Source organism: Pseudoalteromonas sp. PS5, from assembly GCF_004103255.1.
Taxonomy (GTDB): domain Bacteria; phylum Pseudomonadota; class Gammaproteobacteria; order Enterobacterales; family Alteromonadaceae; genus Pseudoalteromonas; species Pseudoalteromonas peptidolytica.
This window is the reverse complement of record NZ_RCSQ01000016.1, coordinates 25,812-42,534: the sequence shown is the minus strand read 5'-3', so window position 1 is coordinate 42,534 and position 16,723 is coordinate 25,812. Positions and strand designations below refer to the sequence as shown.

The window sequence follows — 16,723 nt, the reverse complement described above, 5'->3', positions numbered from 1 at the left end:
TGTCGCATCCCACTACCATCATGAAAGCGATAAAATAAGCTCACAAAAACAATGGACTAATGTGAACTTATGAAACGCACGCTACTTTCTCTCAGTATTCTTTCTCTTTCATCGACAGCCAGTGCAGATGAAATAGAAAGAATTGTTATTATTGCTCCAATGCAAACACCGCTCACCCTCTCCACTGATACCAAAGCGGTACGCCAGCCTCTCCCAGCACAAGATGGTGCCGATTTACTGTCTTCTATTTCTGGTTTCTCTTTGGTTAAAAAAGGTGGCGCAAGCTCAGATCCGGTATTTAGAGGCATGGCTGGTTCAAGAATTGCAATTATCGCCAATAATGGACAAACGCTTGGTGGCTGTGGCAATCGAATGGATCCTCCTACCGCTTATATTACCCCTCAATCATATGACACTTTAAAAGTAATAAAAGGGCCTCAAACCGTTCTTTATGGTCCAGGTAATAGTGCAGCAACGGTTGTTTTCGAACGTGAAACTGATCGTTTGGATAAATCAGAAATAGTAGGTTTTGCAAATGCTGTGGTATCTAGCCAAGGTCGCCATAGCGTAAATTCAGATATTAAAGTTGGCAATCAAAATGGTTATGCACGTGTCGCAGCGAATTATAGCGACGCCGATGACTACGAGGACGGCAGTGGAGTCGATGTTCACTCAGCCTATGAACGGTGGAATATAGATACAGAGTTTGCCTACACACCTGATGATGACTCATTTTATTCCTTAACTTATGGCGTGAGTGATGGTGAAGTTGCCTATGCAGATCGTATGATGGATGGCAGCTTATTTGACCGAGAAAATATAGGTCTGAATATTAAATTATCTGCTTTGTCTGAAATGGTTGATGAGCTGAAATTTAATGCCTATTACAACTATGTTGATCACATCATGGACAATCATAGCTTGCGTCAATTCGTCCCCAACATGATGATGAAAAAGCCAACTTCTTCTAACCCTGATCGAAAAACATATGGTGCAAAGCTGACACTCACTTCGGATATCAACAGCAAACATACATTTATTTATGGGTTAGACTATCAAGAAAACGAACACCGCAACAGGATCAGTCGTGATCAGTATAATAGTCCAGTAGAGACAATGCCTCGTCAACTTGACGCTGAGTTTAGGCAGTTAGGTATGTTTGCTGAGTTCGAGTATGAATTAAGCAATACAAGCCAATGGGTAACGGGACTTCGCATTGATGATTGGAAAAGTGAGGATCACCGCACCATGATAAGTGCGATGATGACAATGAAACCTAACCCAACAGCGAATCAAACAAGAGAAGACACCTTATATAGTGGCTTTACTCGCTATCAAGCGCAATCTGAAAACAGTAGCTACTTTATTGGTTTAGGAAGAACCGAGCGTTTTCCAGACTACTGGGAAGTGGTTGGCAGCAATAGAGGCAGTGAAACAGCCATTTCGGCTTTTAATGTCGAAACAGAAAAGACAACGCAATTAGATGTTGGCGTTGTTCATCAATTTAAAGACATTAATCTCAGTGCCTCTGCATTTTATAATCAAATTGATGACTATTTGTTGATTGACAATATGTTCAAAAAAATGAATATGACTTCAAAAGTGACGCGTAATATTGATGCTGAAACATTCGGCTTTGAAGCGGAAATAAGATGGCAAGTCAGTAAGGCACTACAATTAACCAGCAGCCTTGATTATGTTAAAGGTAACAATTTGACCGATAATACAGCACTGGCACAGCAGCCGCCTTTGCAACTGCGATTTGCCGCAGCGCAGGAGCTGTCAGACAAATGGCAAATAGGTGGTCTTGTACGACTTGTTAAGCGCCAACACAGAATCGCTATTGGGCAAGGCAATATTGCCGGGCAAGATACATCAACCACAGCCGGTTTTGGTACTTTCGCATTAAATACTAGCTATCAATATAACAGTGCTATTCAGCTCAGTGCCGGTATTGACAACTTACTTGATAAAACATACGCAGAACATTTGAGCCGCTCTGGTGCTGCGGTAAGTGGCTATGAGCAAATAGCGAGGATCAACGAGCCTGGTAGAACATGGTGGGCAAACTTGAACTGGCGATTTTAATTGACCTAATATAGGTGCTCATTCGTCTATGCTCTGCTACAAGATATATAGTTATACGTATTAAAAGGTAATAATACCAATTTGACTTAATACTTGCTCAATTTGAAGGAGTAAATCTGAAAATATAAAGGTCGGCATTAGCCGACCTTTATATTTACTAGCTTAGTCCATTGCTCCAGTTTGCTTAATTAAGCGGCCTCTTTTGAGCAAGTGTTAAGAAAACAATATAGCTATAAGTTTTCTAAAAAGTTTTCATCAAAATCATCAGGCTCTTCCTCTAGCGGAGGGTTACCATCATATAGCTCATACAATTGACGCTGATAGTAAACATCTTTTAAGAATGTATATGGGTCTAATGATTCATTTAATAACTTTTCTTGCGACATCAATGCCGCTCTGGCCTCCACTGCCCGTAGCGCAAATACCAGTATAGTTTGCGGCGTACTGAGCGCAATTTCAGGCAACACTAGATTATCGACTACATCACCTGTTAAATTTCTTGCTGTGGTAGGTCCCATGCCTGGCACCATAATATAGGCACCATCACCTACTCCCCACACGCCAAGGGTTTGGCCAAAGTCTTCATCTTTCAACTCCAGTCCGAGTGTTTTTGCTACATCAAATAGACCAAAAATACCAACGGTTGAATTGACCAAAAATCTAGCTACATTTATGGCCATGTGATCTGGCTTACCTTGCAGCGCAGCATTCACCGCGTCAGTCGGCGCGGCAATATTTGTCGTAAAGTTGACAATACTACTTCGCACAGGCGCAGGGGTAACTGACACATACCCCTTAGCCACTGGGCGCAAAATATAAGCATCTAAAACATCCATATTAAAATCATATAGAGGTCGATTAATAGATTGTAATGGATCTCGTGGATCTTTTTTCTCTTCTGGTACCTGTGCACAACCAATGACGGTGAGTGCTAGTAAACCTGTGAGCACAACTTTAAGCATTTATTTCCCTGTATTTGTTAAGACACGACTAATCTCGACATTAACCTGACTGCCACCTTGTTTTAGTTCTATCACATTTGAAACCCCTTCCAGCTCACCATCTGATGGCATCACCGAACCGTCATTAGAAATGCGTGCGGTAACTGTAACGTGAGAAAAGTTAGATAAGGTTAATTCAGGCATCATTGCCATACTATCATCCAGAGCAACCGTGATTGGCAAGTTAAAGTTTGTAATTTTCGCCACAGCTAATGGCATCGCTGGACCATTTTGCGCTTTTGCAAAAACAAATAACGTGCTTCCTGACGGAATGTCGCCTTGTAACGCCTCGGCAATAGTAACTGTAGCGTTAATGCTCGCCGCACTATTTACAGCTTCTGGCTCTTGCTGCCCAAGCCTTTGTTCAAGCTCCGCAATACGACCGGCTATCATCTGATAACGAGGATCGTCTTGCGTTAGCTGTGCCATCAGCACTTCAAACGCTGCTTTAGACTCTGCCCAGTCCTGACGTTCATAGGCGATAAGTGCCAAAAGGCTAATGGCATCAATGTTCGTAGGCTCCGAATTCAGGACTTTTGAAAGCATCTTGGCTGCGCGGTTCATGCTCTGCTCTGACCCTTCAATCAACAATGCCTGGCTGTAATTAACTAAGACATTATTATTATCAGGCTGCATTACTAACGCTTTATCAAAAGCTTGCGTTGCCATTTCAAAGTCACCCAACGACATTGCCACACGCCCCAGTAACATCCACGCCACTGCATCATCACCGGCAGTGGCAAGTTTTGTTCTAAGCCCTAGAGCAAAAGCTTGTAGCTCATTAGCATTTAACGGCTCACCAGTTTGCATTACAGCTCGCTCGCCATACTCTGGAAGATTTTCAATAGCTTCATTCCAGTTAGCGATTTGTCTATGGCTACCTGTGTAGTAGTAAAAAATCGCTGTTACAAGCACCATAAACGCGATCCCCGTGACCGCTAAAACTCGATTATCACCACGACTTGTTAATGATTGCTCAGGAGACAGCTCATTGAGTAATCTGCGTTTTAACTCGATCACTGATTCATGATAACTATCTTTTTCTATTCGTTGATTAGCAAGCTCATCTTCGAGCTCTTCTAGCCTCTGATGGAAAATACCAATACGCTCGGCATTGGCGTCATCATCAACCACTACCTTTCTCTCTTTTTTGATAAAAGGAAAAACGACGAACAAACCAGCAAAAACACTAAGAAGCAGAAATAAAAACCACATTTGTGTTAAATCGGTTGAAAATTCACTCACAGCTCACGCTCCTGACGTTGATATTGGTTAATAAGCTCAGCGAGTTTTTGTTCATCAGTAGCATTCCAATCCTGCTTTTTCGCTGCACGCTTTTGGCGAAATACAATAAAGCCAAAGCCAAGCACAATAATCACGACAGGTAGTACCCAAAGCACAATGGTTGCAGGCGTGACAGGTGGTTGGTAATGCACAAAATAGCCATATCTGTCTATCATAAAGTCAATCACGTCTTGCTTAGACTTACCTTCGTTCACTAAAGTGATCACTTTATCGCGCAAGTCTTTAGCCACAACAGCATCCGAATCTGCAATATTTTGATTTTGACACTTAGGACAACGCAGTTCATGGGTTAGTTCTCGAAACGTTTGCGCTCGCTCTGGAGTCGCAAAGTTGTACTTATCTTCTGCGGCCTCGCTTGCAAAACCTACGAACATAAACACAATTAGGATAAGGTATTTCATTGTGTTAACTCCTGATAGATTGGAGCAAACTTGCTGCGCCACACACGTTCATTAATATCGCCTGTGTGATGCAGTAAGATCTTACCGTTTTTGTCTACTAGAAAAGTTTCTGGGGCTCCCGAAACGCCCAAATCAAGTGCCAAAGAGCGCTCCAAGTCAAGGATATTGAATTGATAAGGGTCACCTGCACGACTCAGCATGCTAGTTACATCTGCCCTTAACGCATTAATGTCGAATTGATCGCCAAAGTCCGGGTCATACGCCTGTTCATAATACAGGCCGATGATCCTCACACCTCGCTCTCTTAGCTCTGTCAGATAGCCAAGCTCTGCGATACATGTTGGGCACCATGTGCCCCAAACATTCATAAGGTATACCTCACCTTTGAGTGAGTCAGCTGTCCAGACTTTGTTACTATCCATTAAGTCTGGTAAAGCAAACTCAGGCATCGTTTGCCCAAGTCGACCTGTCTGAAGCTCTCTCGGATTTCCAAATAAGCCTTGATATAAAAATACACACAAGAAGATAAAGATTAAAAAAGGCACTAAACCTAATAATTTACGGTTCATATTAAGCCTCCTGCTGTTGCGGCTTTTTTACGCGGCCACGGTATCGTTTATCTGCAAGTACAATAAACCCAGCAAATGAAATAAGTAAACCACCAAGCCACATCCACCTGACATAGGGTTTGTGATAAATCCTGAGTGACCATGCACCTGCCGACAATGGTTCTCCGAGTGCGAGGTACAAGTCACGGAAAAAGCCATCATCTATCGCAGCTTCAGTCATAAACTGCATACCAATATCATAACGGCGTTTTTCTGCGTACAGCTTAGTAACTTTCTCGCCATCTTTGAATACTGTCACGACCCCTGCGTGACCACCGTAATTTGGCCCTCTAATTTCTTTTACGCCGTCAAAGCGGTATTCGTACTCATTTAACATTGCCGTTTCGCCTGGTTTCATACTAACAGAGCGTTCTACCGAGTATGCCGAGGTTAACGTAACGGATGCGATAACAAATGCGATACCAACATGACCAAGTACCATTGCCCAATAGCTCAGCCCAAGCTTTTTAAGTCCGACAGTTAGACTCGAATGAACCGACACTTTGCTAAATAAGTCAGTCGCAGTCGCAATAAAGATCCACACAGCCAATGCAGTAGCAACAAAAGTAAGGGGAGCAACTACTTCAAAGCTTGAGAATAACCATGCAGTGGTGATGACTAAAGTAGCGAACAATAGTACTACCCACTTTTTAACTAGCGGTGGCATTTTATTTTGCTTCCAACGTAACATTGGCGCTATGCCAAGCAAAATAGCAAATGGCACGGTCAATATTGCAAACATCTGATTAAAGAAAGGGACTCCAATCGAAATGGAACCTAAACCTAATTCTTTATGGATCATAGGCAAAAGTGTTCCAAGTAGCACAATAAGAGTCGCTACGACCAAAAAGATGTTATTGACCCAAAGCGTTACTTCTCTTGAAATAAACTGGTATCTGCCTTCACTGTAAACTTGCGAAACTCGGGTTGCATATAAGGCTAGACTCCCCCCAACCACCACGGCCAAGAAAGATAGAATAAATAAACCTCTATCAGGATCAGTTGCAAACGCATGCACCGATACGATAATACCTGAGCGAACAATAAACGTACCGAGTAAGCATAAACTAAATGCAGTAATGGCAAGAAGTACCGTCCAAGACTTAAACACACCCCGTTTTTCTGTTACCGACAATGAATGCAGTAACGCTGTTGCGACAAGCCATGGCATTAACGATGCGTTCTCTACTGGATCCCAGAACCACCAGCCTCCCCAGCCTAACTCTGAGTATGCCCACCAGCTACCAATGGTGATACCTAAAGTTAAAAAGCCCCATGCAGCCATCGTCCACGGACGAGACCATTTAGCCCACGTATTGTCCAGCTTACCTGTTAACAATGCGGCGATTGCAAAAGAAAAGGATACTGATAAGCCAACATAGCCCATATACAACAAAGGTGGATGAATAATCATACCTGGGTCTTGTAACAATGGATTTAAGTCGCGGCCTTCTACAGGGAAATAAGGTAATAAACGTTCAAAAGGGCTAGACATCCATAGGGTATAAAGCATAAAGCCTACACCTAAAAAGCCTAATACGCCCAATACTCTGGCTCGAAGCACCCAAGGCAGTGATTTAGACATAACTGCGACCAACATGGTCCAAACTGACTGCATCACTAACCAAAGTAGAATAGCGCCCTCGTGCCCACCCCAAGTAGAGGTAATTTTATAGTACCAAGGCAAACTACTACTTGAATGATGGGCAACATAAGCCACGGTAAAGTCATCCATTAAGGTTATATAAATCAGTACCAAAAAGGAAAACACCACCAAAATACATTGACCAATGGCTAGTGAAGGCGCGGCTTTCATTAGCCTTAGATTGCCTGTGTATGCGCCCCATAACGGGAAAATACACAGTAGTAAACTCAACGACATCGCCAGAACTAAGGCGAAGTAACCTATTTCAGGGATCATCTTAGTTAGTTCTCGCTATTTAAATTATATTTTGGCTTTTCGTGCTTTATGCCTTTAACGGCTTCAGCAACTTCTGAAGGCATATACTCTTCATCGTGTTTTGCCAACACTTCAAATGCTTCAACCACATTGGTTTCAACCAAGGTTCCCTGTGCTACTATCCCTTGTCCCTCACGAAACAGATCAGGCAGAATACCGCGGTAACGTATAGTCACCATAGGTCCGGTATCAATCAGTTTAAACGACACATCTAGCGATGATTCATCTCGCTCAACAGAGCCCGGAACCACCATTCCACCAATGCGGAGTTTTTGTCCAATTTGAGGTTTTTCTTTAAGCTCACCTTTGCCTTCAACTAACTCACTAGGGGTGTAAAATAAATTGATATTTTCTTGCAGTGCATAGAGGGTTAAGCCAACCGATGCACCAATACCAAAGACAGCTGCAACGACGGCAAATAGTCTTTTTTTGCGTCTAGGATTCATGCTTGTGACTCCTCTTTTGCTTTTTTAATCCGTGCTTCTCGTGCCATTTGAGCTTTCACGGCTTGCTTGAGCTTTTTACCATCGGCAAGAGAGCTGACTAAGATGCCCACTAATATAAGCGCACATGAACCAAAGGACAGCCATACATAGAAACCATAGCCGCCCATTGCTAGAAATTCACTGAAGGATTCAAACTGCATAATTATCCCCTATTCACTAATTCACGTACCCAAGGACGATGCTGCTCACAACGCAAAATTTCATTCTTTAAGCGAATAAGCGTTACTACTCCCAGCACACCTGCAAAGGCGACAATATTAATTAGTAATGGCCATAACATAGATGGATCGATTGCTGATGTATCAAACTTTGTGATGGTAGAGCCTTGATGTAGCGTGTTCCACCATTCAACTGAAAAATGAATAATTGGTAAGTTAACTACACCAACTATTGCTAAAATACAGGCAGCTCTCCCCCCTGATTTTTTGTCTTCGAACGCATGATAAAGTGACAATACACCAAAATATAAAAATAACAGAATAAGCTCAGAGGTTAATCTGGCGTCCCACACCCACCAAGCGCCCCACATTGGTTTACCCCAAGCAGCTCCGGTAATTAATGCTATTGCAGTCATAGCTGCACCAACTGGCGCGATTGAGATAACTGCCAGCTCGGCGTTACGAATTTGCCACACCAAAGCAATAATGGCTGCTATGGCCATAGATGAATACGCACCCATTGACCAAATCGCTGAGGGCACATGAATAAAGATTATCCGGTAGCTGTCTTTTTGTTGATAATCTGCGGGCGCATAGGCAAGCCCCCAAACCCATCCAACAAGTAAACCCACTACCGCAATCACGGCAAAGTAAGGAAGCAAGGTGTTACACAATTGGTAAGCACGCTCCGCTTTGGCATAAGGATGTAACCACTTCCACATTTTAACTTACACTCACTCTTAAAGCTGACGATATGGCAATTGGTGCGGCGACAATGGCAACGGCAAGCATCGCACCAAGGATTGCAAGCTGACCGCCATAAGCAAGAGACATGCTACTGGTATCAATGGCGGATGTTGCAAAAATTAATACAGGGATATACAGCGGCAGGACTAGTAAGCTCATCAAAATTCCACCTTTTTGCAATGCAACGGTGAGTCCTGCCCCTATAGCTCCAATAAAACTTAACAAGGGTGTCCCAATTAATAAGGTTAACACTGTCGCGTTCAGGGACTGCGTTTCTAAATTCATTAACAATGCAAATAATGGCGCTAGTAGTACCATAGGTAGACCACTTACGGTCCAGTGTGCAGCCACTTTGGCAAGTACAGATAATGACAACGGATAAGGCGATGCTATCAATTGTTCTAGCGAGCCATCGTTATAGTCATCCCGAAATAGTTTATCTAGCCCTAACATAGTCGATAACAGGGCTGCTACCCAAATTATGCCCGGCGCAATTCTGGTAAGTAATGCAGGCTCTGGCCCAATCGCTAAAGGGAATAACGTGATGACAATCAGAAAAAATAGTAATGGGTTAACGATTTCAGCACGTTGCCTAAATGCGAGTGTCACATCTTTTGTATAAACGGATTTGAACGCTAACCAATATGAATGATGAGTCTGCATTACAAACGGTACTCCAATGTCAAAGTTTGTAACTGCGCGAAATGTGCGGTGAGATCTTGGTGTGTAGTCAGTAAAATTGCTCCGCCTGCATCGAGGTGGGACTGAAACTGGGTTTGCAACAAGGCAACACCTTTTTTATCTAATGCGGTAAATGGTTCGTCGAGTATCCACAATTTAGCTTTGTTCAGCCATAAACGAACCAAAGCAACACGACGCTGTTGACCCGCTGAAAGGGTACGCACCGGTACATCTTCAAGCCCTATTAGACCCAGCTTTGCCAACAGCTCATAAACCTCTTCTTCACTGGCTTTTGCACCATGTACTTGCAACCAATATTGGACATTTTCGTAGGCATTCAGTTGCTGATTAACACCCGTTTTATGACCAATAAACAACAGTTCAGCTGCAAATGAATCATAATCTTCTCGAATATCGGTATGGTTATATCGGATCTGACCTTCATCCGCTCTGGCAAAGCCCGCAATTATTCGTAACAGTGACGTTTTACCGGCACCATTTGGGCCTTCAACTTGCATGATCTGCCCCGAATGGAGAGTGAAACTTAATGAGTCAAACAAGCATCTATCTTGTTTGGTACAAGTGACGGTGTCTATCTCTAGCAAATCTGGGCTTCTCTTTACCTAAAATTGGGCGTTAGTCTAACATAATGGTATGGTAATACGAATAATCCGATGCGATCGATTAGCGAAAATTTGATTTAAAATAATGAATAAGCTGCCAATTACAACAAATACTACGACAGCATCTGTGATAAGCACAGATAATAGCGAAGTATCTAAATTAGACTTGACTAACAACCAGCCTTTTGCAGCAAAAAACATTCACATTAGCAATGATAAACTAAAGATGGATGTAGCAATTGACGGTCGCTGGCAAACTATCCAAATTGCGTTGAAACCACCAACTCAACCTAATCAGCTCCAAGAAGCGCAAGTTAGTATCGACGAAACAGGGAAAGTAGTTACTTTCCATACCCCAAAATTACAAGCTCAAGTCACATTGACGAGTCAGCTGTTTGATATTTTGGCGACACTTAAAGGCCAAACCAACAGTACAATTATTCAGTCTTCGGCAACTGTGCAGCCTGATTCCACATTGCGCATTAATTCCCTTGATTTGAAGGTACCGGTACCACACCCCGTCGCACAATTGCTCGCAAGTGAGAGCAAACTGTTTGCTAATCTAAGTACTCAACAAAGCAATACTCTTTTGCAAATAGTAAATCAATTTAGTGATCCTCTGTTTAGCACCACATTACCTAAATCAATGATTATTAAACTTATCTCTAGCCAGTTTAGCCCCATCAATGTAAAGCCTCTAGTCAACGGGGTAATGCTTAATATTAACGATCGCCCAATTAGCTTACCGAGGATCCCCAGTAATTGGCCACCTTCTTCAACATGGCAAAAAGGTGAGCTCAAAGCAGCCATCAACGGGGTAGAGGTGACAATGCCAGCACGACAAATAAAAGTGGAAACGATCAAACCGCTTAGCGCATTGCTGCATCAAGTAAGTGCGATTGCAAAACCCATTACGCCAATAAATAGCACCAACCCAACTTCAATACATACACTCCAATACGAAACACCATTACTTGAGGTCAGCCTGCAACAAATAAAGTCAAGCGTCGCGCGGGCATTGCAAGTGCTGATCGGCAGACCTTTTGGCAAACAACAACCCCATCAATCTAATGCTTCTCAAGCCTTGCTGACATCTAATAATCAACATGAGAGTATTAAGCGCCTATTACCAAGCTCCATCATACAAGCCCAAAACGTAAACCAGCACAACGAAAGTAAGATAAGTACTCCACTACAGCAGCTCACTGGCCAAATAAAGCAGAGCCAGCTCGATATGATGAGACAATCATCAGTACCATTACAACAGAGCCAGCCCCCTATTAATCGCGAGAAATTAACCGCCTCCATCATCCACTACTTACAACAAAACCCTAGCACAGCACCAAAGTACCAAGTGCTTCCCGTCGATTTTGAAATGAAGCAAAAAGCCCTCTCTTTATTACTAGACACATTCACTGGTAAGGAGCAGCTAGACACTAAGCAGCTTCGGCAGGTTACTCAAATTCTAGAGAGACCACTGTATCTTAAAGCACACACCGCACCTTTGCTTGTTGATAAAACTGCACAGTTTGTACCATATGCTTCGAGTGAACAGCTTACTCACTCTGTCACCAAAGAAGTTAAAGGGATCATTGAAGTCTTACTAAACATGCCAACCGCAAAGCTGGGAAGAAAAGACAATATTCAAAGCCCGCTACAGCAAGCCTCTAACACGATAGCAAAAGCGTTAAAAGCTGATTCGTTAAGTCAAATGCCTGAGCTACAAAAACTAGTAAACCAAGCGTTCTCTCGGCTATTGGATGAGCGTTCTATTTCGGCACTCGCAGTTAAAAATCAACTAGAAAGCCAACTGAGCTTAACGCCGTTTAGTAATACGACATCAAGCTTGAACCAATCTAGCTTTACACAAATGTTAGAACGCTTGCTACTTTCTCTTTTAGGTGGCCAAGTCGCAGGTCAAGACACTAGCAAAGAAAGCGCAAATCAAAAGATGCAGGCACTGCTAGAGACGTTGTTGCCACAGTTAAAAATGCTCTCTCCTAAACAAGTTGCAGATGCGTTACAACAGCCAATCGCAAAAGAGCTTTTAAATGACTTGGGACAACTACACAACCAACTACAACCACAACAATCTCAATTACAAACCACGAGTTTAGGGAAACAAGATAGTGAAACGCAGCTCATCGTTAATTTGCTATTCCCTACAAAGGTTGGACAAGAGCAACAGCAAACACAGTTACAAATCGGAGAGTATAAAAAGTCGCCCAAAGCTGGAATGCCTGAGAAGTCAGTGTGGTTTATTCGCTTGTGTTTTGATTTTGCTGATAAAGGCCAGATCCATGCCCAAGCAGAGCTAATGGATAAAGCTCTGGAATGTGCACTAGTTGCAACTTCCAACCAAGTGAAACAACTCGCTGAACCCCATTTGGCAACTCTTAGGCACAAACTCGCCGCTCACGGACTGCAAGTTGCTGAGATAGACTTAAGGGAAGAAGCCAGTTTTCAAGACAAGTTCTTCTCTGAACATGCCATTATTAACATTAAGGTGTAAATACTAATGACGCACAAATCAGCAATTGGATTACTTTACGAAGCCGGAAGCGCACCTCAAGTGACCTTCAAAGGCTATGGTGAATTAGCGGAAGAAATTATTGCGCTCGCAAAAGAAAAGAACATCATGATCCATGAGGATGAATCTTTAGTACAGACATTAAGCGCCTTAGAGCTACATCAGGAAATTCCTAGAGAGTTATATTATGTTATTGCTGAACTTATTGCGTTCTCTTACATTATGCGTGGAAAGTTTCCTCCCGGTTGGGAGGGGTTTCGTGGCAAGCTAGATATAAAGGCCTAGTCCCCCTCTAGCTTGCAACCAACATTATTTTGATTTGTTATGTAAAGACATTAATAGCTCGGCCTCAGCACGAGGCAACTCACACTCTCGCATGACTTCTTCAATATCAGCCCCCAGCTCAACCATTTTTACCGCTCGAGAGTAAATTTTTGCGTCTGGATCGTCATATTTTTGTGCTGCTTGCTGATTTGCAAGTTCATGGAGCTCCTGCTCTGTTGTGACTACTCGTTTACCAACACTCATTATGCTAGCGCGAAGCTCTGCAACTTCACTGCGCAATATCGCAATTTGCTGCTCAGCTCCCTGCAATGCACTTGAAGCTTGCATAATATTCGATCTTTCTTTTTGTAATTTTTTACCCAACACAAAAACAAACCTCAAGCACACTATCGCGAGTACGCTTGAGGTTATTGATATGACGAGTAAAACGATTTGAGCGTTTACTACTTCCAACATCTAAATATGACTCAGCTCATCCCATTCGTCATCACTTAATAATTTATTAAGATCAACCAAAATCAGTAACTCGCCTTCTCGGTTCGAGACACCTTGGATGAACTTAGCACTCTCCTCCGTACCTATATTTGGAGCGCTATCAATCTCCGAGCTACGCAAGTACACAACTTCAGCAACACTGTCGACTAAAATACCGATTACTTGCTTTTCAGCTTCGATAATTACGATCCGTGAATTGTCTGTAACTTCCGCGCTCTGAAGGCCAAACCTTGCTCGCGTGTCTATTACAGTAACGACATTACCACGCAAATTGATAATACCAAGCACATAGCTTGGTGCGCCTGGAACAGGTGCAATTTCTGTATAGCGCAGCACTTCCTGTACTTGCATTACGTTAATACCGTAAGTTTCCTCTTCAAGCTTATAAGTAACCCACTGCAATACTTCATCATTACTATCAGCATTTTTGTCTGCAGAAAGTAGTCTATCTTGGCTCATGGTTTCACTCCATCAATATACTAGTTACTGCTCTCGACTATCGAGGCCTTGTTCTAGCAAACGGTTTAAATTCTCTACATCTATTAGCGCACACATTTTTTCTTTTATCACCCCAGCTAGCCAAGGTCTCTTGCTGTCGCTGGTACGCCACTTTATGTCTTCAGGCTTGAGTGTCAAGTTATTGACGAGCTTTTCTGCCAATAGCCCCCAACTACTATCTCCAAGCATGATTAGATATTGATAATTCAGGCTATCTTGAAGCTCAGGTGTCAATTTTTCAGGCATCACCCACATCGCAGTATCTACAACATTTAGTTTTTCTTCGCGGTTTAACATCACCCCTCTAAACCATTTAGGTTTGCCAAACAATTGATTGACCTCACCTAACTGGTGTATACCGCCAAGAGACTTCAGCGGAACCGCGAGCGTTAGACCTGCAACTTCAAAAAATAATGCTTGAAACTCACCTTCTTGGTAAGCGTCACGCGCTGACGTCGCTTCTATCGTTGCCTGTTCTTTGATAATAGATGTATTTTCAGTGACTTCAAGATCTTGAGCAAATTTACTCACCTCTTGCTCTTGTACTTCAGTCATCGATTCAATCGTTGTTGGCTTAATGTCGGCGGCTGCGGGAACTATTTCTTGCTCCACATCAGGGTCTTTTACTTGTTCCAATAGCTTCGCAACAGGTGATAAAGCGCAATCTTGTACTTCAGGCTCTTCCTGTAGTAACGCACTAAGGTACTGTTTCATTACCTTTTCATTTGCAAATAAGTGCTTACTCATTCTCTTCTCTAGCTTAGCTGCTTTAAATAATCCAACAAAGCACGATAGGCAAATACGCCCCGAGACTTTGGACAAAACTGCACTGGAACTTGTTGTGCAAGGCTGGCATCTCTAAATTTTGTATCAACCGGAACCACGCCCGGCCAAACTGCATCTTTGTAAGTCGCCAACAATGTTTTATATGCCTCTAAAGATGCCTTTGTACGCTTATCATACATCGTGGGTATTATCGTATACTGATATTGTTTTTGTTGTGAAGATTGCATCAGCTCCATAGTTCGCATCATTCTATCGAGCCCCTTCAAGGCAAGAAATTCTGTCTGTACTGGGACCAATATTCTCTCACTTGCAGCAAGCGCATTAACCATCAATACACCAAGTACCGGTGGACAATCCAGAATCGCATAATCATACTGATCCGCAATTTTCTCAATAGACTTTTTCAAGATCAGACCCATGCCAGTCTTGTTGCCCATACTCCTGTCTAACGTCGCAATAGCCATAGTCGCAGGAAGGATATCAAGGTTTTCAATGGTTGACGGGCAAAGTGCTTGCAATATCTCTTCCCCCGTCATGCTATTTCCACGTATAAAAATATCGTAAACGCTAACTTCTAACTCTTCAGAATCTATACCAAAGTAATAAGTCAGTGAAGCATGAGGGTCGGTATCAATCAATAAAACACGATGGCCTTGTTCAGCTAAAATACCGCCCAGGCTTACCGTTGTTGTGGTTTTGCCCACGCCACCTTTTTGATTTGCTACCGTCCAAATTTTCACTCAATATTCCTTCGCTCATAACGGCCGCATAATGCGGCCTTTATTATACAAACTCAATGTTATTTTTTGTTTTAAAAGTTCGATAATTGCAAGCTTCGGCAACGTAACTTTGCCAGTGGGCTTATTGATTACCCGCTTCCTTGTTAATTCTCGACGCAAAGTCTTGTAACGCAATACTATCTGATGCTAGGCCCGCACTAGCAACCGCTTGTGGCATGCCATACACTACACAGGTAGCTTCATCTTGTGCCCAGATAGTCGCTCCAACCTGCTTTAACATCCTAGCGCCATCTCTACCATCAGCTCCCATACCAGTTAACACAACAGCTAATGCGTCACCACCATATGCTTTAGCGACACTTGCGAAGGTGATATCAACGCTAGGTTTGTAGGTTATTCTCGGACTATCATCTTCAAAAACCTTTAACGTTTTACTGCCACCTCGACTTTCAACCATCATTTGCTTTCCACCAGGAGCAAGATAGGCAACTCCAGGCATGAGTCTATCTCCATGCTCTGCTTCTTTCACTTTAATCTTACACAGGCTATGTAGCCTGGCTGCAAATGCAGGGGTAAATGCGGCTGGCATGTGTTGGATAAGCAGAATCGGATGAGGGAAGTTTGCAGGTATTTGCGTTAGAATTGTTTGCAGCGCAACAGGCCCCCCCGTTGAAGTGCCAATCGCTACTAAACTATATTTTTTTCCAGATGCTCTTGCGGCAGAGGCAGCCGGTGAAGAAGTGGTTGCCGATCTTTGAAAGCTTCTATCTGGCTGAGGCACTGCTGGTCTTAATGTCTCGTTTCGGACTGGCTTTGGCTCTATTGTTCGATTCGAAGTCGAAATACTTGGCCGTGTAAATCGGCTCACTCGACGTCGGCCAATCTCTTTCACTTTGTTCTGTAATGACTTTATCGCCTCTTCGCTGTTTCTAGCAATGTCTTCAAATTTTTTAGGCAAAAAGTCTACAGCACCCGCATCAAGCGCGTCTAACGTTGCACTGGCGCCTTCCCGCGTTAACGACGAAAACATCAGTATCGGGGTTGGCGTCGCTTGCATTATTTGCTTTACAGCGCTTATACCATCGAGTACTGGCATTTCTACGTCCATTGTAATCACGTCTGGACGCAACGAAGCGGCCTTTTCAACCGCCTCTTTACCATTAACTGCAAAGTCTATAACTTTGATTTCACTGTCTTTTTCTAAGATTTCACTGACTCGGCGACGAAAGAAGCTCGAGTCATCAACAACTAATACTTTAACTGCCATTGGCAACGCTCTTTTATTTTGCTCTACAGCAGAGCAGTCAAACC

Annotated in this window: 18 protein-coding genes; 3 read left to right on the top strand and 15 right to left on the bottom strand. The window is 43.0% G+C overall.

Translation table 11 applies throughout. The annotated features are described in order from the left end of the window. Window positions 1-69 precede the first annotated feature (69 nt). Window positions 70-2,088 (top strand): TonB-dependent copper receptor, encoded by a 2,019-nt coding sequence (locus tag D9603_RS02285; protein WP_128729890.1) that lies wholly within the window; start codon window positions 70-72, stop codon window positions 2,086-2,088. Window positions 2,089-2,318: 230 nt separating this feature from the next. Here D9603_RS02285 and D9603_RS02280 read toward each other — a convergent pair whose 3' ends face one another. From D9603_RS02280 to ccmA, 10 genes are read right to left on the bottom strand one after another with little or no spacing between them, the layout of a single operon-like run. Further along, a complete protein-coding gene (locus D9603_RS02280) occupies window positions 2,319-3,050 on the bottom strand; it encodes a VacJ family lipoprotein (RefSeq protein WP_125251983.1) in 732 nt (243 codons plus the stop codon). Further along, window positions 3,051-4,334: a c-type cytochrome biogenesis protein CcmI gene (gene ccmI / locus D9603_RS02275; RefSeq protein WP_128729889.1), complete on the bottom strand. Its 1,284-nt coding sequence runs from the start codon at window positions 4,332-4,334 to the stop codon at window positions 3,051-3,053. Then, window positions 4,331-4,795 carry a cytochrome c-type biogenesis protein gene (locus tag D9603_RS02270; RefSeq protein ID WP_125251985.1) on the bottom strand — a complete coding sequence of 155 codons (465 nt, stop codon included), beginning with the start codon at window positions 4,793-4,795 and terminating at the stop codon, window positions 4,331-4,333. Before D9603_RS02270 ends, ccmI begins: the two co-directional genes overlap by 4 nt. Next, a complete protein-coding gene (locus D9603_RS02265; protein WP_128729888.1) occupies window positions 4,792-5,364 on the bottom strand; it encodes a DsbE family thiol:disulfide interchange protein in 573 nt (190 codons plus the stop codon). Before D9603_RS02265 ends, D9603_RS02270 begins: the two co-directional genes overlap by 4 nt. 1 nt (window position 5,365) lies before the next feature. Next, window positions 5,366-7,324 (bottom strand): heme lyase CcmF/NrfE family subunit, encoded by a 1,959-nt coding sequence (locus tag D9603_RS02260; protein WP_128729887.1) that lies wholly within the window; start codon window positions 7,322-7,324, stop codon window positions 5,366-5,368. 5 nt (window positions 7,325-7,329) lie between these two features. Continuing rightward, complete coding sequence (gene ccmE, locus D9603_RS02255) at window positions 7,330-7,809, bottom strand: cytochrome c maturation protein CcmE (RefSeq protein WP_128729886.1); 480 nt, start codon at window positions 7,807-7,809, stop codon at window positions 7,330-7,332. Further along, entirely contained in the window at window positions 7,806-8,009 is a 204-nt protein-coding gene (ccmD, locus tag D9603_RS02250) for a heme exporter protein CcmD (protein ID WP_128729885.1), read from the bottom strand. Before ccmD ends, ccmE begins: the two co-directional genes overlap by 4 nt. 2 nt (window positions 8,010-8,011) lie before the next feature. Beyond that, entirely contained in the window at window positions 8,012-8,749 is a 738-nt protein-coding gene (locus D9603_RS02245) for a heme ABC transporter permease (protein WP_125251990.1), read from the bottom strand. Between the two features lies 1 nt (window position 8,750). Then, window positions 8,751-9,437, bottom strand: a complete 687-nt coding sequence (gene ccmB, locus D9603_RS02240; protein ID WP_128729884.1) for a heme exporter protein CcmB — start codon at window positions 9,435-9,437, stop codon at window positions 8,751-8,753. Then, the gene (ccmA, locus tag D9603_RS02235) at window positions 9,437-10,060 is read right to left on the bottom strand and encodes a cytochrome c biogenesis heme-transporting ATPase CcmA (protein ID WP_125251992.1); all 624 of its coding nucleotides are present in this window, start codon (window positions 10,058-10,060) and stop codon (window positions 9,437-9,439) included. Before ccmA ends, ccmB begins: the two co-directional genes overlap by 1 nt. Before the next feature lie 103 nt (window positions 10,061-10,163). Between ccmA and D9603_RS02230 the strand changes: the two genes are divergently transcribed. Then, complete coding sequence (locus D9603_RS02230) at window positions 10,164-12,590, top strand: flagellar hook-length control protein FliK (protein ID WP_128729883.1); 2,427 nt, start codon at window positions 10,164-10,166, stop codon at window positions 12,588-12,590. A 6-nt stretch (window positions 12,591-12,596) separates the two neighbouring features. After that, on the top strand, window positions 12,597-12,893 hold the full coding sequence (locus D9603_RS02225) for an EscU/YscU/HrcU family type III secretion system export apparatus switch protein (protein WP_128729882.1): 297 nt from the start codon (window positions 12,597-12,599) through the stop codon (window positions 12,891-12,893). A 24-nt stretch (window positions 12,894-12,917) separates the two neighbouring features. Here the strand turns inward: D9603_RS02225 and D9603_RS02220 are convergent, their stop codons facing one another. The 5 genes from D9603_RS02220 to D9603_RS02200 form a co-directional block, all read right to left on the bottom strand. Continuing rightward, a complete protein-coding gene (locus tag D9603_RS02220; protein WP_128729881.1) occupies window positions 12,918-13,349 on the bottom strand; it encodes a DUF2802 domain-containing protein in 432 nt (143 codons plus the stop codon). After that, entirely contained in the window at window positions 13,350-13,847 is a 498-nt protein-coding gene (locus tag D9603_RS02215; RefSeq protein ID WP_010369098.1) for a chemotaxis protein CheW, read from the bottom strand. 24 nt (window positions 13,848-13,871) lie between these two features. Next, entirely contained in the window at window positions 13,872-14,633 is a 762-nt protein-coding gene (locus D9603_RS02210) for a chemotaxis protein CheW (protein WP_125251996.1), read from the bottom strand. An 8-nt stretch (window positions 14,634-14,641) separates the two neighbouring features. After that, entirely contained in the window at window positions 14,642-15,412 is a 771-nt protein-coding gene (locus D9603_RS02205) for a ParA family protein (protein WP_125251997.1), read from the bottom strand. 121 nt (window positions 15,413-15,533) lie between these two features. After that, a complete protein-coding gene (locus D9603_RS02200) occupies window positions 15,534-16,679 on the bottom strand; it encodes a chemotaxis response regulator protein-glutamate methylesterase (RefSeq protein WP_125252078.1) in 1,146 nt (381 codons plus the stop codon). Window positions 16,680-16,723 lie beyond the last annotated feature (44 nt).